23 protein-coding genes are annotated in these 25,489 nt (G+C 61.2%); 17 read left to right on the top strand and 6 right to left on the bottom strand.

The annotated features are described in order from the left end of the window. Nucleotides 1–109: 109 nt before the first annotated feature. Complete coding sequence (gene typA / locus F4V60_RS04645; protein WP_075729552.1) at nucleotides 110–2,020, bottom strand: translational GTPase TypA; 1,911 nt, start codon at nucleotides 2,018–2,020, stop codon at nucleotides 110–112. Between the two features lie 343 nt (nucleotides 2,021–2,363). Here typA and F4V60_RS04640 point away from each other — a divergent pair, with 343 nt between their 5' ends. The 8 genes from F4V60_RS04640 (at nucleotide 2,364) to F4V60_RS04605 (ending at nucleotide 10,804) form a co-directional block, all read left to right on the top strand. Beyond that, a complete protein-coding gene (locus F4V60_RS04640) occupies nucleotides 2,364–3,092 on the top strand; it encodes an Rv1157c family protein (protein WP_075729551.1) in 729 nt (242 codons plus the stop codon). Next, nucleotides 3,093–3,632, top strand: a complete 540-nt coding sequence (locus F4V60_RS04635; RefSeq protein WP_075729550.1) for a ribonuclease FAU-1 family protein — start codon at nucleotides 3,093–3,095, stop codon at nucleotides 3,630–3,632. 75 nt (nucleotides 3,633–3,707) lie between these two features. Further along, the gene (locus F4V60_RS04630; RefSeq protein ID WP_075729549.1) at nucleotides 3,708–4,688 is read left to right on the top strand and encodes a DUF808 domain-containing protein; all 981 of its coding nucleotides are present in this window, start codon (nucleotides 3,708–3,710) and stop codon (nucleotides 4,686–4,688) included. Between the two features lie 4 nt (nucleotides 4,689–4,692). Further along, entirely contained in the window at nucleotides 4,693–5,862 is a 1,170-nt protein-coding gene (locus F4V60_RS04625; RefSeq protein WP_075729548.1) for a chloride channel protein, read from the top strand. Nucleotides 5,863–6,090: 228 nt separating this feature from the next. After that, entirely contained in the window at nucleotides 6,091–7,080 is a 990-nt protein-coding gene (locus F4V60_RS04620; RefSeq protein ID WP_075729547.1) for a hypothetical protein, read from the top strand. Nucleotides 7,081–7,116: 36 nt separating this feature from the next. After that, nucleotides 7,117–8,169: an enterochelin esterase domain-containing protein gene (locus F4V60_RS04615; protein WP_075729546.1), complete on the top strand. Its 1,053-nt coding sequence runs from the start codon at nucleotides 7,117–7,119 to the stop codon at nucleotides 8,167–8,169. A 52-nt stretch (nucleotides 8,170–8,221) separates the two neighbouring features. Further along, nucleotides 8,222–9,295, top strand: a complete 1,074-nt coding sequence (locus F4V60_RS04610; protein WP_075729545.1) for a lipoate--protein ligase family protein — start codon at nucleotides 8,222–8,224, stop codon at nucleotides 9,293–9,295. 135 nt (nucleotides 9,296–9,430) lie between these two features. After that, nucleotides 9,431–10,804, top strand: coding sequence for a dicarboxylate/amino acid:cation symporter (locus F4V60_RS04605; RefSeq protein WP_075729544.1), 1,374 nt, complete (start codon nucleotides 9,431–9,433; stop codon nucleotides 10,802–10,804). Nucleotides 10,805–10,941: 137 nt separating this feature from the next. On the opposite strand, the gene F4V60_RS04600 is transcribed toward F4V60_RS04605, so the two are convergent. Next, nucleotides 10,942–11,820 (bottom strand): ADP-ribosylglycohydrolase family protein, encoded by an 879-nt coding sequence (locus F4V60_RS04600; protein ID WP_075729543.1) that lies wholly within the window; start codon nucleotides 11,818–11,820, stop codon nucleotides 10,942–10,944. Between the two features lie 53 nt (nucleotides 11,821–11,873). On the opposite strand from F4V60_RS04600, the gene F4V60_RS04595 reads away from it, so the two are divergent. Next, nucleotides 11,874–12,827, top strand: coding sequence for a DNA glycosylase AlkZ-like family protein (locus tag F4V60_RS04595; protein WP_075729542.1), 954 nt, complete (start codon nucleotides 11,874–11,876; stop codon nucleotides 12,825–12,827). Here the strand turns inward: F4V60_RS04595 and F4V60_RS04590 are convergent. Together F4V60_RS04590 and ychF are read right to left on the bottom strand one after the other, a co-directional pair. Continuing rightward, nucleotides 12,824–13,732 (bottom strand): cation diffusion facilitator family transporter, encoded by a 909-nt coding sequence (locus tag F4V60_RS04590; RefSeq protein WP_075729541.1) that lies wholly within the window; start codon nucleotides 13,730–13,732, stop codon nucleotides 12,824–12,826. The two genes, F4V60_RS04595 and F4V60_RS04590, sit on opposite strands and share 4 nt — an antisense overlap. A 380-nt stretch (nucleotides 13,733–14,112) precedes the next feature. Beyond that, on the bottom strand, nucleotides 14,113–15,198 hold the full coding sequence (gene ychF, locus F4V60_RS04585; RefSeq protein WP_075729540.1) for a redox-regulated ATPase YchF: 1,086 nt from the start codon (nucleotides 15,196–15,198) through the stop codon (nucleotides 14,113–14,115). Between the two features lie 29 nt (nucleotides 15,199–15,227). On the opposite strand from ychF, the gene F4V60_RS04580 reads away from it, so the two are divergent. The 3 genes from F4V60_RS04580 (at nucleotide 15,228) to F4V60_RS04570 (ending at nucleotide 18,708) form a co-directional block, all read left to right on the top strand. Beyond that, on the top strand, nucleotides 15,228–16,718 hold the full coding sequence (locus tag F4V60_RS04580; protein ID WP_141255835.1) for an AI-2E family transporter: 1,491 nt from the start codon (nucleotides 15,228–15,230) through the stop codon (nucleotides 16,716–16,718). Nucleotides 16,719–16,754: 36 nt separating this feature from the next. Continuing rightward, the gene (locus F4V60_RS04575) at nucleotides 16,755–17,831 is read left to right on the top strand and encodes a DNA recombination protein RmuC (protein ID WP_075729538.1); all 1,077 of its coding nucleotides are present in this window, start codon (nucleotides 16,755–16,757) and stop codon (nucleotides 17,829–17,831) included. 82 nt (nucleotides 17,832–17,913) lie between these two features. Continuing rightward, entirely contained in the window at nucleotides 17,914–18,708 is a 795-nt protein-coding gene (locus F4V60_RS04570; RefSeq protein WP_141255837.1) for a DUF6542 domain-containing protein, read from the top strand. Nucleotides 18,709–18,711: 3 nt separating this feature from the next. On the opposite strand, the gene F4V60_RS04565 is transcribed toward F4V60_RS04570, so the two are convergent. Then, complete coding sequence (locus F4V60_RS04565) at nucleotides 18,712–19,665, bottom strand: 4-hydroxy-3-methylbut-2-enyl diphosphate reductase (protein WP_075729536.1); 954 nt, start codon at nucleotides 19,663–19,665, stop codon at nucleotides 18,712–18,714. 154 nt (nucleotides 19,666–19,819) lie between these two features. Between F4V60_RS04565 and xseA the strand changes: the two genes are divergently transcribed. The 3 genes from xseA to F4V60_RS04550 are packed head-to-tail and all read left to right on the top strand — an operon-like array spanning nucleotide 19,820 to nucleotide 21,787. Next, entirely contained in the window at nucleotides 19,820–21,061 is a 1,242-nt protein-coding gene (gene xseA, locus F4V60_RS04560; RefSeq protein ID WP_075729535.1) for an exodeoxyribonuclease VII large subunit, read from the top strand. A 58-nt stretch (nucleotides 21,062–21,119) separates the two neighbouring features. Beyond that, nucleotides 21,120–21,419, top strand: coding sequence for an exodeoxyribonuclease VII small subunit (locus F4V60_RS04555; protein WP_075729534.1), 300 nt, complete (start codon nucleotides 21,120–21,122; stop codon nucleotides 21,417–21,419). Next, a complete protein-coding gene (locus F4V60_RS04550) occupies nucleotides 21,419–21,787 on the top strand; it encodes a hypothetical protein (RefSeq protein WP_075729533.1) in 369 nt (122 codons plus the stop codon). Before F4V60_RS04555 ends, F4V60_RS04550 begins: the two co-directional genes overlap by 1 nt. Here F4V60_RS04550 and F4V60_RS04545 read toward each other — a convergent pair. Next, entirely contained in the window at nucleotides 21,784–22,362 is a 579-nt protein-coding gene (locus F4V60_RS04545; protein WP_075731072.1) for a DUF4245 domain-containing protein, read from the bottom strand. The two genes, F4V60_RS04550 and F4V60_RS04545, sit on opposite strands and share 4 nt — an antisense overlap. Nucleotides 22,363–22,638: 276 nt before the next feature. On the opposite strand from F4V60_RS04545, the gene glpX reads away from it, so the two are divergent. Both glpX and F4V60_RS04535 read left to right on the top strand, forming a co-directional pair. Further along, the gene (gene glpX, locus F4V60_RS04540; RefSeq protein ID WP_075729531.1) at nucleotides 22,639–23,658 is read left to right on the top strand and encodes a class II fructose-bisphosphatase; all 1,020 of its coding nucleotides are present in this window, start codon (nucleotides 22,639–22,641) and stop codon (nucleotides 23,656–23,658) included. Between the two features lie 207 nt (nucleotides 23,659–23,865). Next, complete coding sequence (locus tag F4V60_RS04535; protein WP_075729530.1) at nucleotides 23,866–25,266, top strand: class II fumarate hydratase; 1,401 nt, start codon at nucleotides 23,866–23,868, stop codon at nucleotides 25,264–25,266. The last annotated feature ends 223 nt before the right edge of the window (nucleotides 25,267–25,489 follow it).

Here is a 25,489-nt window from a genome sequence, read left to right as displayed (position 1 = left end):
TGTCTCCCGATCTTTCCCGCACCACTCTAGTCGCGGTGCAGGACACAAGACACCAAAAGCGGCGCCCCCGCCGATAAGACGAGGATGCCGCTTGAGCGTTAAGGGTTCTTTACTTCTTGAGCTGCTTTGCGCGCGCAGCAGCGCGCTTACGATCGGTGGCGGAGAGGTCGACCTTGCGCACGCGCAGCACGTGCGGGGCAACCTCAATGCACTCATCGTTGCCACAGAACTCGAGAGCCTCTTCAAGGGAGAGGTTGCGAGCCTTGGCCAGGGTGACCGTGGCGTCGGCGGTGGCCGAGCGCATATTGGTCAGCTTCTTCTCCCTAGTGATGTTAATGTCCATGTCCTCGTCGCGGTTATTCGCGCCGACGACCATACCTTCATAAGCCTCGGTGCCCGGCTCAACGAAGAAGTCGCCGCGGTCGGAGAGCTGCATCAGCGCATAAGCGGTGATCTGGCCGGAACGGTCTGCGATCAAGGAACCGGTAGCGCGGGCTTTGATGTCTCCGGCCCACACATCGAGACCATCGGCGATGGAGTTAGCGATACCGGCGCCGCGGGTCTCCGTGAGGAACTGGGTACGGAAGCCGATGAGGCCACGAGCGGGCACACGGAAGATCATGCGCACCCAATTTCCTTCGCGGACATCCATGGCCTGCATCTGGCCCTTGCGGGCGGCCAGCAGCTGAGTGATGGCACCCTGGAACTCCGAGGGGGAATCGATGGTGAGGATCTCGTAGGGTTCCATGGTCTTGCCATCGATGACCTGAGTAACAACCTGCGGCTTGCCCACGGTCAGCTCGAAGCCTTCACGGCGCATCGACTCGATGAGAACGGACAGCGCCATCTCGCCGCGGCCCTGGACCTCCCAAGCGTCAGGACGCTCAGTGGGCAGGACGCGCAGGGAAACGTTACCGATGAGCTCCTGCTCGAGGCGAGCCTTGATGACACGCGCGGTCAGCTTATCGCCGCCGCCCTGACCGGCCAGAGGAGAGGTGTTAACGCCAATGGTCATCGAGATAGCAGGCTCGTCAACGGTGATACGCGGCAAAGCGACGGGGTGCTCCGGATCGGCGATGGTGTCACCGATCATGATGTCGGAGATACCGGAGATGGCAACGATATCGCCAGCAATAGCTTCCTCGGTGGGCTGACGCTCAAAGCCGACGGTACGCAGCAGCTCGGCGACCTTAACGGTCTTGATGTGCTCGTTGTCATCTTCGTCATAGTGGATCCAGGCCACCTGCTGACCCTTGCGAATCTTGCCGGCGTAGATGCGCAGCAACGCAATACGGCCGAGGAAGTCATCGGAGTCAAGGTTGGTGACGTGCGCCTGCAGCGGTGCATCAGCGTTTGCGGAGGGCTCCGGCAAGACGTGGTAAATCACGTCGAACAAAGGCTGGAGGTCCTTGCCCTCGGGAACGTTTCCATCGCCCGGGTTGACGGTTGAGGCAACACCTGCGCGGCCGGATGCATAAAGAACTGGCAGGTCGAGGAGATCCTCAGCAGCCAGAGCTGCGTCCTCATCGTCGAGGCCGGCTGCGATTTCCAGCAGCAGGTCCTGGGACTCGGAGACAACCTCGTCGATGCGGGCATCGGGACGGTCGGTCTTGTTCACACAGATGATGACGGGAAGCTTGGCTTCGAGGGCCTTGGTAAGGACGAAGCGGGTCTGTGGGAGGGGTCCCTCAGAGGCGTCAACAAGCAGGACGACGCCGTCCACCATCGAGATACCGCGCTCAACTTCGCCGCCGAAGTCGGCGTGGCCCGGGGTGTCGATGACGTTGATGATGAGATCGCCACCGTCTTTGCCCAGGCCCTTGCGGGTAATGGCGGTATTCTTCGCCAGAATGGTGATGCCGCGCTCGCGCTCCTGGTCATTGGAGTCCATGACTCGATCCGTGTGTTCGCCGTGGTCACCGAAAGCGCCGGACTGCTCAAGCATTCCGTTGACGAGGGTGGTCTTGCCGTGGTCGACGTGCGCGACGATGGCGACGTTACGGAACTCGGTATTAGTCACTAGTGGGGTGCTCCTTTTAAGGATCAGCAAGCGCGGTGCGCCTATAGGTTTTAGAACGGGCACCAACACTACTCCGAAAACCCAAATATCGCAGCATTGGGAAAGCTACTTTCCCCCGCGCACCACCCGTGTAACACAATTGCGGCTCCGCACGAAATATGACGTAGTGGTCATGTTTTCACTTGACTACGCCGAAAAAGTGAATACTGTTGCAGTAGATACTATTGTGACGCACGTTAAGGCAAATCCGCAGCGGCGTCACGCCTGCGTCGCCGGCCCATTTGCCGCGAGAGTGTTTTCCGCAACAATTCATACCCTACTTTTCCAAGGATCCTGATAAACCGTGAGCACAGCTACCCTCTCCACGCGCTTTCCCGCCCGAGTCGGCATCGTTGCTGCAACCACCGCGGCTCTCATCGGGATCGCCTCGCCCCTGTTCTCTCCCGCTCAAGCATCTGCCCCCGACCTGCAGGCCATCAGCGCCTCGCTCTCGGCCAACAGCCCCCTCGACGAGCTCGGTCGCCCTAACCCCGAGACTCAAGAACGTATACGCGCATTCGCGGCGCAGCCCTGGATCCCGCAGGACGCCCGCAACGCCATCCTCTCCGCACTAGCCTTCAGCCTCGGAGAGGGCGGCGCCGGCCAGGGACCGGCCTTGGTAGACGGTCCCAGCCCGGAATTCCGTCAGTTCTATTGGCCCACCGTGTCTGCCAAGTGCATCGGCGGACAATCGGACGCCATGGGCTCGGCTATTGCCGTGCCCGGCCCCACGCAAATCCCCGCCCCCGGCGCCGGTGAGGGCGAGAGCGTGTTCCTCTTCACTGCGCTCGGCACCTCCCCCGCTGCCGCTGACCAGGGCGGAATGCACGTGCGTTGGTTTAATATCGACACCCTCCAAGCAGGCATCACCCCGCTATTCAATAACGGAATCAACGCCGACGGGCCCACCACCGTTTCGGGTCGCGCCGCCACCGGAAAGGGCACCGTAGTCGGGCTCCTGGAGGGCTCCGTCAATACTCAAGACGCCTCCTGTGCCTTTGCTCCTACCGCCGCATTCTTCGAGGTCAAGTAGATGGCTGGCGTGGATCTTCACCCCGTCAAGCGGGAGACCTTCGACGTCGAAGGCTCGGTTAACATCGATCCCAAAGGCTTCGTACGCGAGGTCGATGTCTACCGCCAGACTGACTTCGGCCTTTACATGGCCCGCGGCGCAGACCACCCACGCTTTGGCTACCTCGAGTCTTGGCTGCTGCCTGGCCTCGGACTGCGCGCCAATATCTTCTACTTTCGCCCAGGCATTGAAGAGCACCAGGAGTTCTACCTCGACGTGGCCGAAACCACCCAGCGCGATGGTGTGTGGACCACGCGTGATCTCTACGTGGATCTCATTTCCAACACGGGTGAACCAGTCGAGGTCGTAGACATTGACGAGCTCGCCGCTGCCACCTCTACCGGATACATCACTGCAGCGGACGCGGAAAAGGCCATTGAGGCCACCCTCAACGCGGTCGAAGGAATCACCCGCCACGGCGATGATGCCATGGCCTGGCTCGCCAGCGCCGGAGCTCCCTTAACGTGGGCAGATCACGTCGAGCTTTTCCCTGCTCCCTAGGGCGCTCGCGGCTAGCCTTGGCTAAAGTAGACGCGGTACCTAAAATTAGCTCTTCATGACCGAAGGAATCTCACCATGTCAGGTGGCCTTTTAGCGCTGCTCGATGACGTCGCTCTCATCGCCCGCACCGCTGCCGCAAGCGCTGACGACGTCGCCAGTCTCGCCGGCAAAACCTCTATCAAGGCAGCCGGCGTCGTCGTCGATGACGCCGCTGTCACCCCTCAGTACGTCGACGGCGTCTCGCCCGCTCGTGAACTGTCCATGATTTGGCGCATCACCAAGGGCTCCTTGGTCAACAAGCTCATCATCATCTTGCCCATCGCCCTGCTGCTGTCCTGGTTAGCCCCTTGGGCCTTGACCCCGATCCTCATGCTTGGCGGCACCTACCTGTGCTTCGAAGGCGCGGAGAAGATCTATCACTTCTTTCGACCAGGCCACAGTGGCGAGCATGACGAGGAGCACGCCAACGAGTCTGCTAAAGACGCGGAGAACCGCCTCGTACGCTCGGCCATCAGGACTGATCTCATCCTCTCCGCAGAGATCATGGTCATCTCCCTCAATGAGGTGCTCGACCAGCCTTTCTGGCTGCGGCTGGCCACGCTCATCGTCGTCGGCATCATCTTGACCTTGGGCGTCTACGGCGCCGTAGGCGTTCTGGTCAAGATGGATGATATCGGCCTCGGCATGCTCAGGCGTGGCCAGGGCACCTCCGCGCTCGGCACCGCGCTAGTCAAGGGCATGCCTTTCGTCCTCTCTACCATCGGAGTCATAGGAACCTTCGCCATGCTGTGGGTCGGCGGCCATATCCTGGTCAAGGGAACCCACGAGTTTGGTTTGGCGCAGCCCTATGAAGTCATCCATCACCTCGGACAATCCATAGAGAATTCCGTTCTGTCTTGGCTCGTTGATACCGGCCTGTCGATGATCTGCGGGCTTATCATCGGCGCGGCCGTCGTCGCCATTGTCATGGGGCTGCAGGCTCTGCGCGGCCGCCGCGCCCGGCCTGCCCGTTCTGCGCAAGCGCTGGAAATCGAGCGCTCCGCGGCGAGTTCTTAGCACCATGCGCTTGAGAGCACTGGCAGCGTGGACCGTGCTCGGCGGTCTCGGAGCCGGCCTGACCGGCATGGCCACCACCTTTAGCGCGGAATTGCTCATCTCAGCCTCCCCACATGGTGGCTGGCCCATGGTTCTCACCGCCGCCATCGGTGGCCTGCTCGCAGGTTTAGGCTGGTGGGCCCTGCGCGCCAGTGCTCCCGTCCGAACCCCGGAGCAGGCTTTGCGTGACGGCGGAGCTTTGCCCGCCCTGCGCACGCTTGGCGACGGCGCACTCCAACTCCTCGCCGTCGGCACCGGCAGTTCCCTCGGCAGAGAGAAAGCTCCGCGCCAAATCGCCGGCTGCATCCAGTACAACCTCGCCGCCGGCGTTCCTGACTCTGAACGCCGCTTGTTGCTTGCCGCAGCCGCTTCTGCAGGCTTGGCCGCGGTCTACAACATTCCCTTTGCCGGCGCGGTCTTCGCCTTTGAGGTGCTTCGAATAAAGAAGTCCCGCCGCAATTTGGCGGTGGTGATAGCGATGTCACTTGTCGCCGCCATTACCGCCTGGCCGGTGGTGGGCAACGGTCCTTTCTATAGCTTCCCCTCCCCCAGCCCCACGCCCACACATGTGCTCTGGATGGCTCTCTGGTCCCTAATCGCCGCCGTGGCCGGAGGAGGACTCGGATTCCTCTTCCGGCGAGGTGCGGACTACGCAGCGGCGCATCGCACCCCGGCGCGCTGGTACCTACCGCTTGCAACGGCGCTTGCAGCAACCGGTGTCGCCTGTACCGCGCTTATCCTGCCGCAGGTGCTTGGTAACGGCTTCGGCATCGTGGCGCTAGCCTTTAGCCAGTCGGGCTCGTGGCAGATTTTCCTGGCGCTTGCCTTGTGCAAGCCGCTGCTGACCGTCGCCTGCCTGCGGGCAGGGGCCGTCGGCGGCACGCTCACCCCTTCGTTGGCCACTGGCGCGGCCCTCGGTGCCTGCATCGCCTTGGCGCTGCCCCACCTGCCAGCCGACGCCCTCTCCACCTCCGGCTTCGCCCTCATCGGCGCGGCCGCAGTGCTTGCCGCCTCCCAGCGCGCACCGTTCTTCGCCGCCACCATCGCCTGGGAGCTGACCAATGCTCCGTGGTGGATGTTGCCGCTGCTGCTCATCTCCTGCTGGGGAGCACACTATTTGTGGTCCAAGCGCTAAGAGCCCTCCCCACGCTCACCCGCCCCGTCCCTTCGCGTACACACACGGCACACTTGCCGCGCAAGAACCTCGCCTCGGTGCCCGCGAAGGGACGCAAGGTGCGGGACTCGGGGCGCAAGAGGACGGGATGCAGGAAGACTTCTTTACTGACACGACGGTGCGTAGGCTTAGACTGGTGTGGACATGCACTAAGGTTCGTAGCTCAATGAGCAAGTGCTGGGAGGAATAATGGCTCTTTACCCGCTGGCTAGTAGCTACTTTGGCGTCGAGCACCTTGCAATCCTCGACCATCCGTTGCTCAATGCCGCTTTGGACATCCCAGGTTTGGCGCAGGGGCCGGTGAGCCTCGAGGCACAGCTCGAGCCCGATTCTCTGTCCAAGGGCTGGCGGATACGCTGCGCCTTTGGCTGCATAGGTTACCTTGATGAATTGGAGGCCGCGGAGTTCCCGCAGCTGGCTAGAGTGCGGGCATCGGGCTTACGGCCCGCCACGGTTGCCACCGTGGAAATCGTCGAGGGAGAACTTGAGGTAGGCGTTAGCCTCGGACTCGGGCCGTGGCAGGTACCCCACAACGATCAGCCCTCTGGGTCCACCTTGTTAAACGGCGGGATGGGCCATCTCATAGACACCTCGGTGGGAGACCTCAGCCCGCAGCAGCTAAAAGCCATGGGAACCGAGCAGATGATTGTCACTCTCGACTCCGTAGATGGCGATCTACTAGCAACGGCAGAAGGCTACGTCATAGGGCTCATCCCGGGAGGGCGAGACCTGCAAGAAGTAGCGGAGATGGTCCAGCGTGCCGAGGGCACGCCGGAGTTCTTTGCGGCCCGCGCCTATTGCGCAGGAGGCAGGATCGGCGTCGATTTGCCCCTGCCCGGCGCTGAGCTTTTTGCCCCCTCGATTCCCGCGCTGCGGGTGCCTTCCGAGCGCGCCGCCATCAGCGCTCCCGCAGTTGAAGGCCAGCCGGAGGTCTGGGAGGTCTCCCTGCCTGCTGCGGACTTTGCCGCAAGTCTGCCGCGCGGAAGCAGGCGCCCTACCCGCGCACAGGCCAGCCCAGACTTGGCCGCGCTCGTGAAGGCGATGCCTCGACAGGACAAGCTCTCCTGGCGTGCTTTGCCCACCGCGGATGTTCCTGGCCGTTTTTCTTCGGAGTCGGCGCGGGTGCGCGCGCGTCGCCAAGCGCGTGAGAATGGCCGCGGGGGTCACCACCGCCGCTAGTTACAATTTAGGTTTGCCTATGCTTAACTAAGGGGCATGTCTAAGACCATCCCCCTCAACTTCGAGTGGATTCCCACCTTCGACGCTGCGCGCGTCTATCTCCACATCGGTGGCGTTCACAATCACCACAATGCCCGCCTGAACACCATGGAACGCGGCGCCGACGGCCACTGGCGCGATACCGTGGATGTCCCTGAGGACCTCCGCGCCAGCTATCGCATCGTGCCGGTTAATGCCGCCACGGCAAGCACTACTGAGGACACCAACTCCCCGAGCTTTGACCTGCGCACGCGCTGGATGCAGCTTTACCAGAACGTGGTCGAGGGCGATAACAGTCTCGAGTACCGCTACCCTCCCCGCGAGCCCACCGAGAGCGGGCGCATAGTCATGCCTGCCGCGCCTGCCGCCCCCGGCTGGGAGACGGGGGACGCGCTCACGCAGTGGTCCACAGAGGAATTGGACGGCCGCCAGGTGTACCTAGCCGGCCCCGCCGATGCCACGGAGCTGCTTGTGCTTTTCGACGCCCACCATTGGATCCGCACTCCGCTCGATGCGGCATTGCACCGGCTGCATGCCGCGGGAAAGCTCCCGCGCTTTCGCATCGCGGCTATCGATACAGCAGCTAACCGCGTCGCCGAACTCTCCCGTTCACCCCTGATGCGCTCCTTCATTGCCGATACTCTCCTACCCCATTTCCCCCAGTACTCACCTGCGCATCGGGTTCTCAGCGGCCAGAGCTTGGGAGGGCTGACCTCACTAGATATTGCAATTGCTCAACCGGGGCTGTGCCGCGGGATAGTCTCCAACTCCGGCAGCTATTGGTTCCCGCACGGTTCCGCGCAGGCGGGAGGATCTATCGCAGAGGATCTGCACAACGGCGCAGCCGCAGCTCTAGCAGCTGCTGACACGCGCGTGTTTATGACGGTAGGAAAAAACGAGGGAATGGGCATGGAGATCCATACTCCAGCAGTCGCGCGCGAGCTGGAGGCCGCAGGAGTGGACTCCCGCCTTGAAATCACCTCAACCGCGCACGAGATGGCGGCCTGGGAGGGCGGCCTCACCCGCGGGCTGTGCTGGCTCTACAGCTAGAATTGAGAGCCGAAAGCGGAACACTTATACAGAGAGAATTGTTGAAGTAAGTATGTCTACACCCCTCCATTTTGAACTCAAAGTACCAGAAGGAAAACTGCTGGTAGTGGACCTCGAAACTGAAAACGATGTTATCGTCGCAGCGCAGATTTCGGGAGACTTCTTCCTCGAACCAGAGGCTGCTTTTGAAGCCTTGGCTCCCGCACTGGTCGGCTCCTCCACCACCGATTCCACCCCCGCGCTCACCGCGCGTCTCGACGCGGCGCTCGATCGCATCGCCTCCGATCCCCCGGTGGCCCTACACGGTTTTAGCACGCGAGATGTTGCCGTGGCTGTCAAGCGGGCCGTGTCCGGAGGCACCGACTTCGTTGACCACAACTGGGAAATCCTGCAGCCGGGCGTGCTGCCCACTCCCGTCAACGTCGCCTTGGACGAGGTCCTGCTCGACGAGGTCGCCACAGGAAAGCGCGGCCCCACCCTGCGCATGTGGGAGTGGGACGACAAGGCGGTCGTTTTTGGCTCCTACCAGTCCTACTGTAACGAGCTGGAGGAGGAGGGCGTCGTCAAGCATGGCATCACCACGGTGCGGCGGATGTCGGGCGGGGGTGCCATGTTCATGGAAGGCGGAAACTGCATCACCTACTCGATTTATGCGCCTGAATCCCTCGTCGCGGGCTATTCCTACGAGGATTCCTACGCCTATCTCGACCGCTGGGTGCTCGCGGCGCTGGCTAAGCACGGCGTCAATGCCTGGTACGTCCCCATCAATGACATCACCTCGGATGGCGGCAAAATTGGCGGCGCGGCGCAGAAGCGGCGGCGTGGTGCGGTGCTGCATCACACCACGATGAGCTACGACATCGACGCGGATAAGATGCTCGAGGTTTTGCGTACCGGCAAGGTAAAGATTTCCTCGAAGGGAATCGCTTCCGCGAATAAGCGCGTGGATCCCCTGCGACGACAGACCGGCGTGGGCCGAGAGGAGCTCATCAAGACCATGGTCAACGAGTTTTCCACGCGTTATGGAGCACAGCCGGGAACTCTAGGCGCCGCTTCCCTTGAGAAGGCGGAAAAACTTGTCGAGGACAAGTACGCGACGGAGGCGTGGACCAAGCGCATCCCTTAAGCCCGCGGCAAGGGTGAGCGACATTGCTGGGAATTAATGAAGGCGCTAATGTGTTGTGCTGAGTACAAACCGAGCAGTCTAGATTTTTCAGTCTGACTGGTTCGCACTAGTCGAAGTAGACTCGAAGGGCTTTTCATGAATTCCACCACCACGCGCCGTCACCTGCTGCCCGGTTGGGCCACGGGTTTTGGCGCCCAGGTCATCGCCGGTCTCATCATCGGCCTCATCCTGGGCTTTATCGCAGCAGGGCTCGACACCGACCCGGAGAACCCCGGCCTGCTCACCCAGACCTTGACCGGGGTTGGTTCCGCCTACGTCCAACTGCTGAAAGTCATGGTCCCGCCGCTGATCTTCGCTGCGGTTGTGACCTCGGTAGCTAACCTGCGCAAAGTCGCCAACGCCGCTTCCCTGGCGGTATCGACGTTGGTATGGTTCGCCATTACCGCGTTCTTCTCAGTACTCGTCGGCATCGCAGTCGCCCTCATCATGCGCCCAGGCGTAGGAACGAGCGTCGATCCCTCCACCGCCGCCGATCCTTCCAGCACCGGCTCGTGGACAGCCTTCTTGCAGTCGTTGCTGCCAAGTAACTTCCTCGGCCTCCAGGGATCACTTTCCGAAGATCATATTTCCTTGAGCTTCGGTGCCTTGCAACTCTTGGTCATCTCGCTGGCAATCGGCATCGCGGCAGTGAAAGCCGGACAGGCCGCCGACCCTTTCTTAAGGTTCACCGAGTCCTTCCTGAAGGTCATCCAGGTCATCTTGTGGTGGATCATCCGCTTGGCGCCGATTGGCACCGCCGCGCTCATCGGCAAGGCAGTCTCCACCTATGGATGGGATGCACTCGGTTCCCTGGGCAAGTTTGTGCTAGCCATGTACGTCGGTCTGGCGCTCGTCATGGTCGTGGTCTACCCGGCCGTGTTGAAGTTCAATGGGATTCCGGTCATCGGCTTCTTCAAGCGCGTCTGGCCTGTAACCTCACTCGGCTTCGTTACTCGTTCCTCCATGGGAGTTATGCCCGTCACGCAGCGTTTTAGCGAGCAGGCTATGGGCGTGCCCCGCGAGTACGCCTCCTTCGCCATCCCGCTGGGAGCAACCACCAAGATGGACGGATGTGCCTCGGTCTACCCCGCCATCGCTGCCATCTTCGTGGCGCAGTTCTACGGCATCGACCTTGGCTTGACGCAGTACCTGCTCATCATCTTCGTCTCTGTCATTGGATCTGCTGCCACGGCAGGTACCACCGGAGCCACCGTCATGCTCACCCTGACGTTGTCCACGCTGGGGCTTCCGCTGGCCGGCGTGGGCCTGCTGCTCGCCATCGAGCCCATCATCGATATGGGCCGCACCGCCGTCAACGTTACCGGCCAGGCTCTCGCCGCTACCGTTGTGGCAAAGCGCGCCGGCATCCAAAACCAACAGGTCTGGGATGACGCCGAGCGTGGCGTCAAGCATCTCATGGATTCCGATCCTGCAACCGACGCCAATTCCCCCGCTGCGGTTAGCTCCTAAAGCCGCACCGTCTCGTTCCTCCCCACCGTCCCTTCGCGGGCACCGGCACGCGGAAACTGCGCAGGTTTCTCGGCCTCTGTGCTCGCGAAGGGACCGTGCGGGCGTTTTAGAGGTGTTTCAAGAGGGAATTGCGGGGACTATCCCAGCAAGTCTGCCAAACGGATGGCCAGCTGCGCTACGTCGCACGGGTTATACTCCGCCGGACGATCATGCGCAGGCTGGCAGTTATCAACAACCGTGCGCCAGCGCTGAGGAATAGCATTAACGCCGTAGGCGCCGCCCAAAAACGCGCCGACGATGGCCGCGTTGGTATCGCTATCCCCGCCTAGGCCTACTACCTTAACCAGGCTCTCCTCAAAGCCTAGGTCCGCCGCGACCGCCCAATCGACCAAGCGCACGGCATGGTCGACCCAGCCGATGGAGCGGCTGACATCAGGCAGGGAGCCGTCTAGCTCATGCGGATAGAGCCGCAAATTATCCTGGACGGCCTGTTTCGCGTCCTTGCCAGCAACGACCTCCGCCAGCGCCGTGACATAGAAAGCATTGGCCTCGTCGGTGAGGGCGGCGATGTGGGTGAAGTGGCCGTCGACAAGCGCGAGGCGGGCGGCCATGCCTGGGTTGCGGTGATAGGCCACGGCCAAGGGCGAGATGCGCATGAGCGCACCGTTGGCCTGGGAATCGGGGTTGAAATCATCGTTTCGAAGCGCATTCGCGCAGGTATTTCCAATGTCAAAGGGGTGGGAACGCGCCCAACGGCGATAGGCCTCGTGGACCGTGTCCTGACAAAAACTCCCCTCTTTCACCAGGCTGCGGGCCAGGGCGAGGGCCATCTCGGAATCGTCCGTGGGCTGGCCCGCAGTCAGCTGGAGGTGTCCGCCATCCGCCAGCTCGCGCACCCCCTCCGGATATTTAGCGCGAATTGCTTCTGCCCCCTGGAACTCCACGAGGGAGCCGAGGGAATCTCCAATAATCTGGCCGTAGAGGACGCCTTGGGCGCGTTCATGTAGGGAAGTCATTTTCGCCATTCTAAAAGGAATTCGCCGTCGGCGGAGGTTTAGACTCTTGAAGCATGGACACCTCTGAACTGCTCGCCCGGCGCCTTATCTCCCAAGGCCTCGCGCCAACCCCTGCACGCGAGGGGATGCGCAACGGAAGAGACGTCGCAGCACGGCTCCTCGCGCTCCAGGCGCAGAACTACCCTGCCGGCATCAGAGCCCTGGGCCTTCGCTGCGGCTTAGACGACGCCGCTATAACCGACGAGGTTCGCACTCTCGAGCTCGTGCGCTCCTGGCCGCAGCGCGGGACCTTGCATTTCCTCCACGCCGCCGACGTGCGTTGGATGTCGAAGCTGCTCTATCCCCGCGTGGCTAATTCCCAGCGTGGGCGACGAGCCGCCCTCGGGCTCAGCGAGGAGATGGTGACGCGGGCTAGGCAGGCGCTACTCGAAGCCGTCTCGTCCCCCCTAACGAGGAAAGAAATCTACGAGGTATTCTCCGCCGCCGGAATAGACCCCGGCGACAGCCGCGGATCGCACCTGCTGCGCGCTTTTGGCGGCGAGGGGGAGGTGGTGCAGGGGCCACGGCGCGGAGCACAAGAGATTTTTCTTAGGGTTGACGCGCTAGGCGTCGAACAGTTCGAGCCCTCGGATCCCTTCGCCGAGCTCGCCGCGCGCTACGTCGCGGGACATGGCCCGGTCGGGGTCGCCGATCTCATGGCTTGGTCGGCGCTGTCGAAGTCCCAGGCTTTGAAGGCCTTCGCTAGCATCGACGCCGTGCAGGTTGAAGCCGCCGGACAGCTCATGTGGATGCCTCACTGGCACCATGATGTGAGCGCCGAAGATATTCAGCACGCGCTCGAACTGCGATTGGGGCTGCCGGCCTTCGATGAGTATCTGCTCGGCTATGCCAACAAAGATCTTGTCCTCCCGCCACACCTGCGCGGAGACATCCTCACCCCGAACGGGCTGAGCTGGCCGTGGGTGATGCAAGGAGGCGTCGCCGTAGCCAGCCTGCGCGGTACCTAAAACATCCGCATGATCCGCCGGTGGCGAACCCCAGCAGGCTCAACGTGGATGAATACCTCCGCCCCCGGAAAGAGCTTGTCGACGGCCTCTTCAACCTCATCAGCAACTCCATGCGAGGACAGCACGCTCCATTGCCCCGGCACTTCCATGGTGAGATAGACCAACCGCTGGCGACCGGAAGCGATAGTCCGACGGGAAGTGAAGGACACCCCGTGCTTATCTTCTTCTTCGGACAAGAGAGCATCGATCGCATCGGTTTCCTCTTTGGGAAGGGCCTCCGAGAGCAGGCTGCGCAGCGAGCTTTGTAGCAAGCGGTAGCCCGTCCACAAGATGTTGATACCAACAGCGAAGGCGATGAGGGGATCCAACCACAGCCAATCTGTGAGCGCCACGGCAACTATTCCGACCAAAACCCCAACGGAGGTCCACACATCAGTCAAGAGATGATGTCCATCCGCCGACAAAGTAGCGGATCGATACTGCTTTCCATAGCGCAATAGAGCCAGGCCGACCACTAGATTAAGCGCAGAAGCCAATAAAGAAAGCGCGAGGCCGACACCGGGCTGGTCGAGGGGGCGCGGGTCAAGCAGGCGCTCCGCCGCCGTGTAAATAATGAGCGCCGCTGCGACGAAAACCATCGCACCCTCCACGAGCGCGGAGACATACTCCGCCTTTCCGTGGCCGAATTGGTGGTTATCGTCAGCGGGCTTCGCAGCAATGCGCAGCGCGATAAATCCCACGACGGCGGCGACGAGATTGACGCCGGATTCCAGCGCATCGGAGAGGAAACCGACCGATCCTGTGAGATAAGCGGCTAGAGACTTAAGGCCGATCGTTGCCACAGCAGCGGCAATCGATAGTTTCATGAAACGCTCAAGGATGAGCTGTTCAGAGGGGATAGACATGGTGCACCTTCGGACAGTCGGCGTCAGCCGCTATCTCAAAAGGAGCTCGGCCGACGTAGTTTCTACGGACCGAAGGTCTCGCTCACCTCAGGATTATCCTGCGGCAGGGTGGCCGGGTGCGAAGCACCAGTATGTCGACCATCCATCCGCTGCGCGGACGAGCTACTCCCCTTCAGAGCTACCACTCTAGCAAGGGTTACCTACCTGCTTCAAGTGCTCTGTTGGTCTGTATCTTATCCTGCTGTGGCCGTGTTGCTGCCTCGATGTAGCCATGTTGCTGCCCTGCTGTCCCTTCGCGGGCACACTCGCGGTAAAAGCGCGCAGCAAAACCTCGCTGTGTGTACGCGAAGGGACAGGCGTGGTTGCAAGCAGCGGTGCGCTTAGCCGCCGATCTTGAAGTCGCAGACGTCGCCGTCCTGCATGATGTATTCCTTGCCTTCTTGGCGGACCTTTCCCTCCGAGCGGGCCTCGGCCATGGAGCCTGCGGCATCAAGGTCTGCGAAGGAAACGATTTCTGCCTTGATGAACTTCTTCTCGAAGTCCGTGTGGATGACTCCCGCGGCCTGCGGCGCGGCCGAGCCCTGCTTGATGGTCCACGCGCGGGACTCCTTCGGGCCAGCGGTGAGGTAAGTCTGCAGGCCGAGGGTGGCAAAACCTGCCTTGGCGAGCGTGGCAAGCCCGGGCTCGTCCTGGCCCACAGCTTCGAGCAGCTCGAGCGCTTCTGCCTCATCGAGCTCGAGCAGTTCCGTCTCGGACTGTGCGTCGAGGAATACGGCTTGGGCCGGCGCAACGAGCGTGCTTAGCTCAGCCTTCTTCGCATCATCCGTGAGGACCGCCTCGTCGGAGTTAAACACATACAAGAAAGGCTTAGCGGTCATCAGGTGCAGGTCCCGGAGCAAGGAAAGGTTAATCTCGCCATTCTCAGAGGCCGCGAAGAGCGTGCGATCATCCTCGAGGATTGCCTGCGCCTGCTGGGTGGCAGCGACGTTCTCTGCCAGCTCCTTGTGCTTCTTGGCTTCCTTCTCGAGGCGCGGCAGTGCTTTCTCAATGGTCTGTAGATCAGCCAAGATGAGTTCGGTATTAATCACCGAGATGTCGTGGCTGGGGTCGACCTTGCCGTCAACGTGGATGACGTTATCATCAGAGAACGCGCGCACGACCTGACAGATAGCATCTGCCTCGCGGATATTGGCCAAGAAGGCATTTCCCATGCCTTCGCCCTTGGAAGCGCCCTCGACGATGCCGGCGATGTCAACGAAAGACACGGTAGCCGGCAGGATCCGCTCGGAGCCGAAGATTTCCGCCAAGCGCTTGAGGCGGGCATCCGGCAGCTCCACGAGTCCGACATTGGGCTCGATGGTGGCGAAGGGGTAGTTCGCCGCCAAAATATCAGAACGGGTCAGGGCATTAAACAGCGTGGACTTGCCTACGTTAGGCAGACCGACGATTCCAAGTGTAAGACTCACGGAGCCAATCCTAACGCACCGGCCCTTTTATGAGGCAAGATGGTGGGGTGAGTTCTGATAAGCCATCTCCTGCGGAAGGGCCCGAAGCCGCGCTTGGGGAGAAGTTCGATGAGTCGATAGACACCAGCTCCCTCGACGAGGTATCTCCCCACCCACCCGGAAACCAGGTCGATCGTTCGGTGGTTGTCGGCGAGGTCATCAAGGCCTCGTCGCTGTGGGCCGTGCGCCTACTCATCATCACCGTCTTCCTCTTCGCAATTTATAAGATGGCGGGCAACCTCTGGGGCGGTATCCTCCCCGTACTCTTGGCACTCATCATCTGCACGGTGCTCTCGCCCATGGCTCGCTTCCTGCGCAACCATCACTTCCCTGCTGCGGCTGCGGCGGTCGTAACGATACTTTTCTCCTTCACCGCCGTTGGGGTGCTCGTCACCTTCATCGCGCCTGACTTCGCCCGGCAGTCCCAGACCCTCTATTTGCAGACGGTTGAGGGCATCCAGCGCCTCCAGCTGTGGGCACAGGGGCCACCGCTGAACCTCGACAGCAATGACATGGGCCGCTACATCGACGAGGCGGCGTCGTGGTTGCAACAACGCGCGGGCGCCATCGCGGGCTCCGTCTTCACTGGCATCGGCACAGTCACCTCGATCCTGGTGACCTTGTTCATCGTGCTGGTCTTGACCTTCTTCTTCCTCAAGGATGGGCACCATTTCCTCCCGTGGCTGCGTAAAGCCACGGGCCGTCGCACCGGCTGGCACCTGACCGAGCTGTTGACTCGCGGGTGGAACACACTCGGCGGATTCGTCCGTGCTCAGGCACTAGTATCGCTTGTCGACGCCGTTTTTATCGGCATCGGCCTCGCCCTCATCGGCGTCCCCCTGGCCATGGCACTAGCGATCATTACTTTCATCGCCGGCTTCATTCCCTTTGTCGGAGCGATTTTGGCCGGCACGCTTTCAGTTGTCATCGCCTTGGTTTCTCTCGGCGTGACCGAGGCGCTGTTGGTACTTGGCCTCGTCCTGCTGGTGCAGCAGCTCGAGGGCAACGTGCTCTCCCCGTGGCTGCAATCGAAGGCGATGAACCTGCACCCGGTCATCGTGCTCATTTCAGTGACTGTCGGCTCGGCGCTTTTCGATCTCATCGGAGCATTCCTCGCCGTGCCCACCGCCGCGATGATAGCGGTGGCCTATCGCTACTTCCAGGACATGATGATGCTGCAGTCCGGAGAGAAGAAGGCCGGAGATCTACACTTTGCAACAGTCGCGGGATTCCTCATCGGCCGTTACACGGAAGAGCAGGGGCTGCATAGGCGCGAAGAGTGGCTCAAGATCCCCGACTACGCGGCGCCTTCTGGAGCGCCGGATGACGTCGCCGCGCAGGGAGCAGACAGCCCCTCTCTCGACGATGCTGTGGCGCGAGCCACCGATGGTAGCGACAACGAGCGCCCAGCCGTGCGGGCCAACATCAAGCGTGCGGTAGAGTCTTTCGAACACTTGTTGCATCCGCGCTTTCGCCGTTAAAGGTCATATGTCCGTGGCGCGAGGATACTGGAGGCTATGACGTCTTCTCTGCCCGTGTTATTGCTCTTCCTCGGACTGGTGCTCGGAGCGGTGCTGGGGTGGCTCGCCCACGCCTATGCCACCACGCGAGCCCAACCCAATGAGAGCCACAAGGCTCTTCAAGAGTCGCAGCGTCGGCAGGCGGAGTTGCAGCCTCTTGAGAAGGCCATGGACAGGCTGGGCTACCAGCTGCAGGAAATTGAGGAGGATCGCGCTACCACTTTCGCCTCACTCACCAGCCAGGTGCAGGCGGTTACGCGTACCTCCACGCGCCTGACCGATCGCACCGATAAGTTGGTCAGCGCACTGCGCTCACCCAATGTGCGCGGTCGCTGGGGTGAAGTGCAGCTCCAGAGGGTCGTGGAACTGGGAGGCATGAACAAGCATGTGGACTTTGACACCCAGGTCAGCGCGCACGTCGCAGGGACTGTGGTCCGCCCAGACATGATCATCAACCTCGCAGGAGGCCGCAGGATCGTGGTCGACGCAAAGGCTCCCTTCAGCTCTTATCTCGATGCGCTCGAGACCGAGGATCCGGAGGAGCATCGCGCCTATCTGCGTCATCACGCCCATTTACTGCGAAATCACGTCAAGGCGCTTTCCCAAAAGGACTATATCGAGGCTTTCTCCCCCACTCCGGAGTTCGTTGTTCTTTTCGTGCCTGCGGATCCTTTCCTCGACGCGGCATTATCTGAGGACCCAGAGCTCATCGAGTTTGGTTTTGAGAAGAACGTCGTCATCGCCACCCCGTCTTCGCTCTTCGGCCTGCTGAGGACGGTGGCGTTGGGATGGCGTCAGGAAGATGTCTCTGACAAGGCGCGGGAGGTCCTCAGGCTGGGCAGAGAGCTCTATTCGCGCCTCAATACCGTTACTGAGCACTATTCGCGGGTGGGGAGAAACCTCGAGAAGGCCGTCGAGGCCTACAACGCCACGTTGAGCTCACTCGACTCCCGCGTAGCGGTCACGGCCCGCAAACTCAACGAGCTGGAGATCCCCGCACGCAGCGACAGACTTCCACCCCAGCCCTATCCGGTAGAAACCTGGCCGCGCCACAGCCACCCCGGTGCCGAATAGTCTGAGACACAGGCCACGATTTTGCCTACCACGAGAGAAATGAGTAACGAAAAGGTCACCGGAGCATGTAGGATTCTCCCACGTGTCAGTAGCTAAAAAGAGCAACCACCGAGCCCAGCGGAGTCAAAGCGCCCCAGCGCCCGAACTTAACACGGCTATGGGGCTTCTTATCTTGACTGCTGCTATGGTCACAGGCTTGTTGCTGAGCATGATGAGCGGGGCCATCGCGTGGCCTTTCCTCCTCTGCTTCGTCGTGGCAGCCATCGCGCTTTCGCTATTTATTGAGAAACCAGGCCTTTTTATCTTGGTCTCCTCTCTGCCGCTGTTCTTCTTCGCGAGTGTCCTGGCGACCGGATGGCTCATCGCGCGCGGCGCGGCGCCGGAAGGGGCCAGCCCCTTCTCCAAGACCATACTGTTGACCTCGGCCTTCCCCCTTGTCGAGAACTTCCCGGCGCTCGCCTTGGGAACCGGCGGAGCATTGATCATTGCACTCCTGCGTCTATGGCGCGATCGGGCACGTCTACGCAGCCACAATGAGCAGGCCCGCCGCACAAGGCGGGCCGCCGCCGAGGCAGACCGCAAGGCCAAGTCCGAGCGCCTGTCGGTCGCAGAGATCCTCGCGCGCAACGAGGCCGCCAAACAGGCCACTCGAACCACCACTGCTCCACGGCCGAGCTCCCGCCAGTGGGGCAAGGATAGAGAGCAGCGCCGCCGGGAACAGGCAGCGGAGAGGGAGAACAGACTTCGCCAAGCGCCGCCGCAACCGGATCCCCACCGCAGGGCGGGCGATAACCCTCCGCCCCCGCGACCCAGCCATCGCCTACAAGAGCACAACGAAGAAGGCGGCCCCACATGGGACCGCCTTGAAAAGGAATAGAACCTAGGTACGCGCGGGGCGAAGGTCCCGCGGCAGGGAGAACTGAATGGTCTCCGTGGTGGTAGTAACCTGTTCTACATCGCTATACCCGCGCTCGTCCAAGTACTCGAGTACCTCACGCACCAGCAATTCCGGAACCGAAGCACCGCAGGTTACGCCAACTGTGCGCACTCCCTCGAGCCAGGACTCATCAATTTCGGAGGCGAAGTCAATGAGGTAGGAGGTCTTCGAGCCTGCCTCGAGTGCTACTTCGACCAAACGCTTCGAGTTGGAGGAATTCTGCGATCCCACCACAATCATCAGATCGCACTTGGGAGCAATAGCCTTGACGGATTCCTGCCGGTTTTGGGTGGCATAGCAAATATCATCCGAAGGCGGATTCTGCAGATGTGGAAAGCGCTTGCGCAGCTCGTTGACAATGGTGATGGTCTCATCCACGGACAAGGTGGTCTGCGAGAGCCACACCAGCTTTTCGTCCTCGAGCCAAGCAGGCAGCTTGGCGACGCCCTCTACCCCATCCACTAAGTGTGTTACCTCGGGGGCCTCCCCGGCGGTTCCTTCTACCTCTTCGTGACCCTCGTGGCCGACCAAGAGAATGTGGAATCCGTCGCGGTGGAAGCGCTGCACCTCGCGGTGCACCTTGGTCACCAGCGGGCAGGTGGCATCGAGGGTGAGCTGGCGCCGATCTTGGGCCTCGTCCCGCACGGCGGGCGAGATGCCATGTGCCGAGAAAACCAAGTGCGCGCCCTCAGGCGCCTCCGATGCTTCCTCGACAAAGATGACGCCGCGCTGCGCCAGGGATTCTACGACGTAGCGATTGTGCACGATCTGCTTGCGCACGTAAATGGGTGCGCCGTACTTTTCTAGTGCCTTCTCCACCGTTTCCACGGCGCGATCGACACCAGCGCAATAACCGCGCGGCGCCGCGAGAAGAACATTCTTGCCTACATCAGTCATAGACCCCAGAGTAACTAAACGTTCCAAAAAACAGTAGCCACGTACACAAAGAGTGCCATCCCCACCATCCTGGCCACCCCAGCGCGACGCGGGGGCCTGGGGATCAATAGACTGTGCAAGGTAAGTAGAACTCCGCCCAGAAAGGTCGCAGCTTGTGAACCAACCGGCATCAACACCGGAGACCCCATGGCCTGTAGGCAAGGTCAACGAGCAGGTCAAGGGTTGGATTGAACGCCTGGGGTATCTGTGGGTCGAGGGGCAGCTCACGCAAGTAAACGTCAAGCCTTCGTGGAAGCTGTCTTATCTCACCTTGCGTGATGTCGAGCAGGAAAAATCGGTGCAGCTGACCTGCCCCACCGATCTCATTCGCGGGCTCGACGCGCCGTTGAAGGACGGCGACCGAGTTGTGGTTCATGGCAAGCCCGCGTTCTACGCTGGGCGCGCTTCTTTCTCGCTGTGGACCACTGAGATTCGCCATGTCGGCATTGGGGATCTCTTGGCCCGCATAGAAAAACTGCGCCGGACGCTTGCCGCCGAGGGCCTTTTCGAGCCTTCTCACAAGCTGCCACTCCCCTACCTTCCACAGCGCATTGGCCTTATCACCGGGCGCGGCTCTGCCGCCGAACGTGACGTTCTTAGCGTGGCTGCTGACCGCTGGCCGGCCGTGCAGTTTCGCGTCATCAACACGGCGGTGCAGGGAGCCAACGCGGTCCCGCAAGTCATTGATGCTCTGCGCACCTTGGATGCCGATCCCGAGGTGGATGTCATTATCATCGCGCGCGGCGGTGGTTCGGTGGAAGATCTCTTGCCTTTCTCCGAGGAAGCTCTGCAGCGCGCGGTGGCGGCTGCGCGCACGCCGGTGGTCTCCGCCATCGGCCATGAACCCGACTCCCCCGTACTCGATAACGTGGCGGACTTGCGTGCGGCCACTCCCACGGACGCCGCCAAGCGCGTGGTGCCTGCGGCCAGCGAGGAGTATGCCCTCATCACTGAGGCACGCTCACGCATGGCAGCGGCGCTGCGGGGCTGGGTTGAACGCGAGCGCCGCAGCCTGGCTACCGTGCGATCACGCCCGGTATTGGCGGATCCGCTCGTTCCTATTCGGGCCCAGCGCGAGGAGGTGCGGCGTGCGCTCGCCCTGGCCCGGCGTGACATATCCTTCCGCCTCGAGCGCGAAACCTCCCGCGTGTCTGCGCTGCGTGCCCAGGTCTCGGCACTGGGTCCGGCCGCCACCCTCGAGCGTGGCTACGCCGTCGTGCAAGTGATTCCGCGCGACGGTTCCGGCCCAGAGGTTGTTAACTCTTACCGCCAATCTCCACCGGGTTCCCAGTTGCGAATTCGGGTGGGAGATGGCTCGATTACCGCAGCGGCGATGGCAGCCCAGCCAGCCGATTAGCACGGATTCACGGCACCGCCTCACAACACAGTTACTTGAAGATTAAAAGGAGAAAAGTATGGCTAATGATGCTTTCGGCACCGGAGAATTAAGGGAGGATGCTTTCCCCCCTGTGGAGCAACTCAGCTATGAGCAGGCGCGCGACGAGCTCATCGAAACAGTGAAGATTCTCGAGCTCGGCCAGATGGGACTGGATGAGTCCCTGCGCTATTGGGAGCGCGGAGAGGCTCTTGCAAAGGCCTGCGAGGCGCACCTCGATGGCGCGTCTCGGCGCGTTGAGGAGGCTCTTGCTGCGCACGGTGATGCGGATACCCAGTCAGCCGCAGTTGCGGGCTCGAGCGAGGAGGAAGAAAGCTAATGCAGATCTTTGCTTATCCCGGTGACCGAGTAGATTTCGTATCCAAGTCCGGTTCTGCTGGTTCCTTGTGCTTCGGTGATTCCCGCACCCTGGCAGAGGAGTTTTTCGGCCCAGCCCACGAAGTGGCAGGAGAGGAATTAAGCTACTATTCCGGCTCGCTGCTACTGCGTTTTAAAGCGGATTCCTTGAAGGCGGTGATTCTGCGCCCTAGCCTATCCAAGCACGAGAAGGTCGAGGTCTACCTCAATCGGACTCGCCTCAACGGCCTCGACCAGAATTCACTCGCACAGGCCATCGCTGCGGCAGGAGAAGGCGTCACCGTGCGCGGCGCCGAGGGCCTAGAGGAAATTGAGTTCTCGGCTCTTTAGGCAGCGCTGGAGTTAGGCAGGGGCTGGGCGCGAAGGAAAGCGCGCACGGCTGTCTCGAAGTCGCCGTCGTCCGCGGCGCCGGAGATGATAACGCGCTCGTCACCAAGATCGACCACCCATAGCCGGCGCACGTCCTTATCCTCGGAGCTGGCAACCTCTACGTCCACGCCGTCTACTTGACGCATGGTGGTATCCGGGCGGTACTTCGAGTCATAGCCCTTGATGGCATCAGCGGCGCTCAGGGAGGTCTGGGTCGACTCAACATAGCCTTGAGAATCCGTCACCCAGCTGACCCTAGGGGCGTTTGTGCCGGCGACGGATGCGCGGCGGGCGGCATTAGGCTTCCAGCCCTGGGGCATCTGGGGACTGCGAACTGCGGTATCTCCCACTCTGGCCTCCATCTCCAAGAAAGTCTGTGCATCTACTTCCTGGACTGCCTGCTGGCTGGACTCGGGGTTGATCGTGCACAGGCCGGTTGCGCCGACCACCGCCAACATGGCGATCACGGTAACGCCCAAGGACAAAGTGATGTCCTTGGCGCCTTCAAAAATTTTTGGTTTTTCTTCAGCTGCCACGCGCACCAGTATCGCACGCCTGCGCAGGCTTTAGATAACTTCACTCTCCTAGACTCAACTTCGCTTGCATTGCCCCCGCAGCCGTCACCGCGACCAGTGCTTCTGTCTGCCGAAGCCCGTGCACAATAGCTCCCTCCCACTTTTGGGGTTGCAAACAAGGCTTACTTATAAGCAAAAAGTGCAAGAATAGGTAGGTGCCCCTTGGAACCCCCTCGGCAAGCATCACTCAAGCAATGATTTAGCTTTACTCTTTAACACGGAAGGCAGCATTAACACATGTCCGAAAACACTTCTCAAACGCCCGACCGCAATCTTGCGATGGAGCTCGTGCGCGTCACCGAGGCGGCGGCACTCGCTTCCGGCCGGTGGGTCGGCCGTGGCATGAAGAATGAGGGTGACGGCGCGGCGGTTGATGCCATGCGAAAGCTCATCAATTCCGTGTCGATGAATGGCGTTGTAGTCATCGGCGAGGGGGAAAAGGACGAGGCCCCGATGCTCTTCAATGGCGAGCATGTCGGCAACGGTGAAGGCGCTGCCATGGACATCGCGGTCGATCCGGTCGACGGCACGCGGCTTATGGCCGAGGGCCGCCCCAACGCCATTTCCGTCATTGCCGCTGCAGAGCGAGGGACCATGTATGACCCCTCCACCGTGTTCTACATGGAGAAGATCGCCGTAGGCCCCGATGCAGTTGGTTCCATCGACATCACCAAGTCCGTCGCTTGGAACATCGAATCGGTTTCTAAGGCCAAGGGCATCCGCCCCGCTGACATCACTGTCGTTGTCCTTGATCGCCCCCGCCACGATAAGCTCATCGCGGAAATTCGTGAGGCCGGAGCCAAGGTTCGCCTCATCATGGACGGTGACGTCGCCGGCGCCATCGCGGCCTGCCAGCCCACCAACTCCATCGACCTGATGATGGGTATCGGCGGAACCCCCGAGGGCATCATCACCGCCTGCGCCATGAAGTGCATGGGCGGAGAAATCCAGGGCAAGCTCTGGCCCAGGGACGAGGCAGAGGCTGACAAGGCCCGCAAGGCTGGTCACGATCTCGATCGCGTCCTTCGTACCAATGACTTGGTCTCCTCTAATAACTGCTACTTTGCTGCCACTGGCGTCACCAACGGCGACATGCTGCGCGGGGTGTCTTACCGTTCCAACGGTGCAACCACGCGCTCTTTGGTCATGCGTTCTAAGTCCGGCACCATTCGCTACATCGATTCCCAGCACAAGCTCTCCAAGCTGCAGGAGTACTCCGTCGTGGACTACTCCAACGCGGCTGACGCAGACGCTTAAGGTGCGTCTGGCCCGGCCCTGTTGAAGGGGTCGTCGCCAAGCGCGGGGCGCAACCCCGTACTATGTTCAGTGGGCTATGTCCCTCACCACCGTCATTCAGTGGGTGGGACGCGGCTCACTAAAAGGTAGGGCTCATCCGCCCCACAGTTTTCCTTTTAGTTTTTTTAAGAGCCTATTAAAGAGCAACAGATAATAAAGGTGGATTTCATGACTGAGTACCGTATCGAACATGACACCATGGGTGAGGTCAAGGTTCCGGCCGATGCCCTGTGGCGCGCCCAGACTCAACGCGCGGTGGAGAACTTTCCCATTTCGGGTCGTGGCCTCGAGGCCACCCAGATTCGTGCGCTCGGCCTCCTCAAAGCCGCATGTGCCCAGGTCAACAAGGACTCCGGCGCCCTAGACGCGGAGAAAGCTGATGCGATCATCACTGCCGGTACCGCCATCGCTGAGGGCAAGCACGATGATGCTTTTCCGATCGATGTATTCCAAACTGGCTCCGGCACGTCCTCGAACATGAACACCAACGAGGTCATTGCCTCCCTCGCGCACAAGGCCGGCGTGGAGATCCACCCGAATGACCACGTAAACATGGGACAGTCCTCTAATGACACCTTCCCTACTGCCACGCACGTGGCCGCCACCGAGGCAGCCGTCCATGACCTCATTCCGGGCCTGAAGGTATTGCACGATTCCCTGCTGGCAAAGGCAAAGCAGTACGCGGACGTGGTCAAGTCTGGCCGCACCCACCTCATGGATGCCACCCCGGTCACCCTCGGCCAGGAATTTGGCGGCTACGCCCGCCAGATCGAGCTCGGCATCGAAAGGGTCAAGTCCACGCTGCCACGCCTAGGCGAGCTAGCCATTGGCGGCACCGCCACCGGCACCGGTCTTAATACCTCCGCCGATTTCGGCGCCAAGGTTACCGCCGAGCTCAAGAAGCTCACGGGCCTCGAGGACCTGAAGGAAGCCGAGAATCACTTCGAGGCTCAGGCTGCGCGTGATGCCTTGGTGGAGTTCTCCGGCGCAATGCGCACCATTGCCGTCTCCCTCAACAAGATCGCCAACGACATTCGCCTCATGGGCTCCGGCCCGCTAACTGGCCTTTCGGAGATTCACCTCAAGGATCTGCAGCCCGGCTCCTCCATCATGCCCGGCAAGGTGAACCCGGTTATCTGTGAGGCCGCGACCATGGTTTCGGCCCAGGTCATCGGCAACGACGCCGCCGTGGCTTTCGGTGGCGCGAATGGCCACTTCGAGCTCAACGTATTCATTCCCGTCATGGCCCGCAACGTCCTAGAGTCCGCTCGCCTGCTCGCCAACGTCTCGCGTGTCTTCGCCGAGAAGTGCGTCGATGGCATTGAGGCCAATGAGGAGCGGATGAAGAAGTTCGCGGAATCCTCCACCTCCATCGTCACGCCGCTCAACTCGAAGATCGGCTATGAGAATGCCGCAAAGGCCGCCAAGCATGCGCTGCACGAGAAGATCACCGTGCGCGAAGCCGTCATCGATCTCGGCTTCGTCGATGGCAAGAACCTCACCGAGGAAGAACTCGATGAGAAGCTCAACGTGCTGAGCATGACCAACCGCGACCGAGACAACTTCTAGCGCCTAGCTGCTTTTAGTTTCCTTTCGCTTTAACACGAGGCTCCCAGGGTCACGATGCCCTGGGAGCCTCGTCGTTTTGCTCTAAACCGGCTCTTTTGGTTTTGGGGTGAATTAGTTTTGTTGGTCAGCACCGAGCCCGATCATTCAGGATAGGCCGGAAGGCCTTGCTACCGCACTACCTAATTCTGGCTAGGTGGCGTGCCTGTGGATAACTGCGTCCGGC

Source organism: Corynebacterium flavescens, assembly GCF_008693105.1.
In the GTDB taxonomy this organism is placed as follows: domain Bacteria; phylum Actinomycetota; class Actinomycetes; order Mycobacteriales; family Mycobacteriaceae; genus Corynebacterium; species Corynebacterium flavescens.
This window is presented reverse-complemented; position numbering and strand designations above follow the sequence as displayed.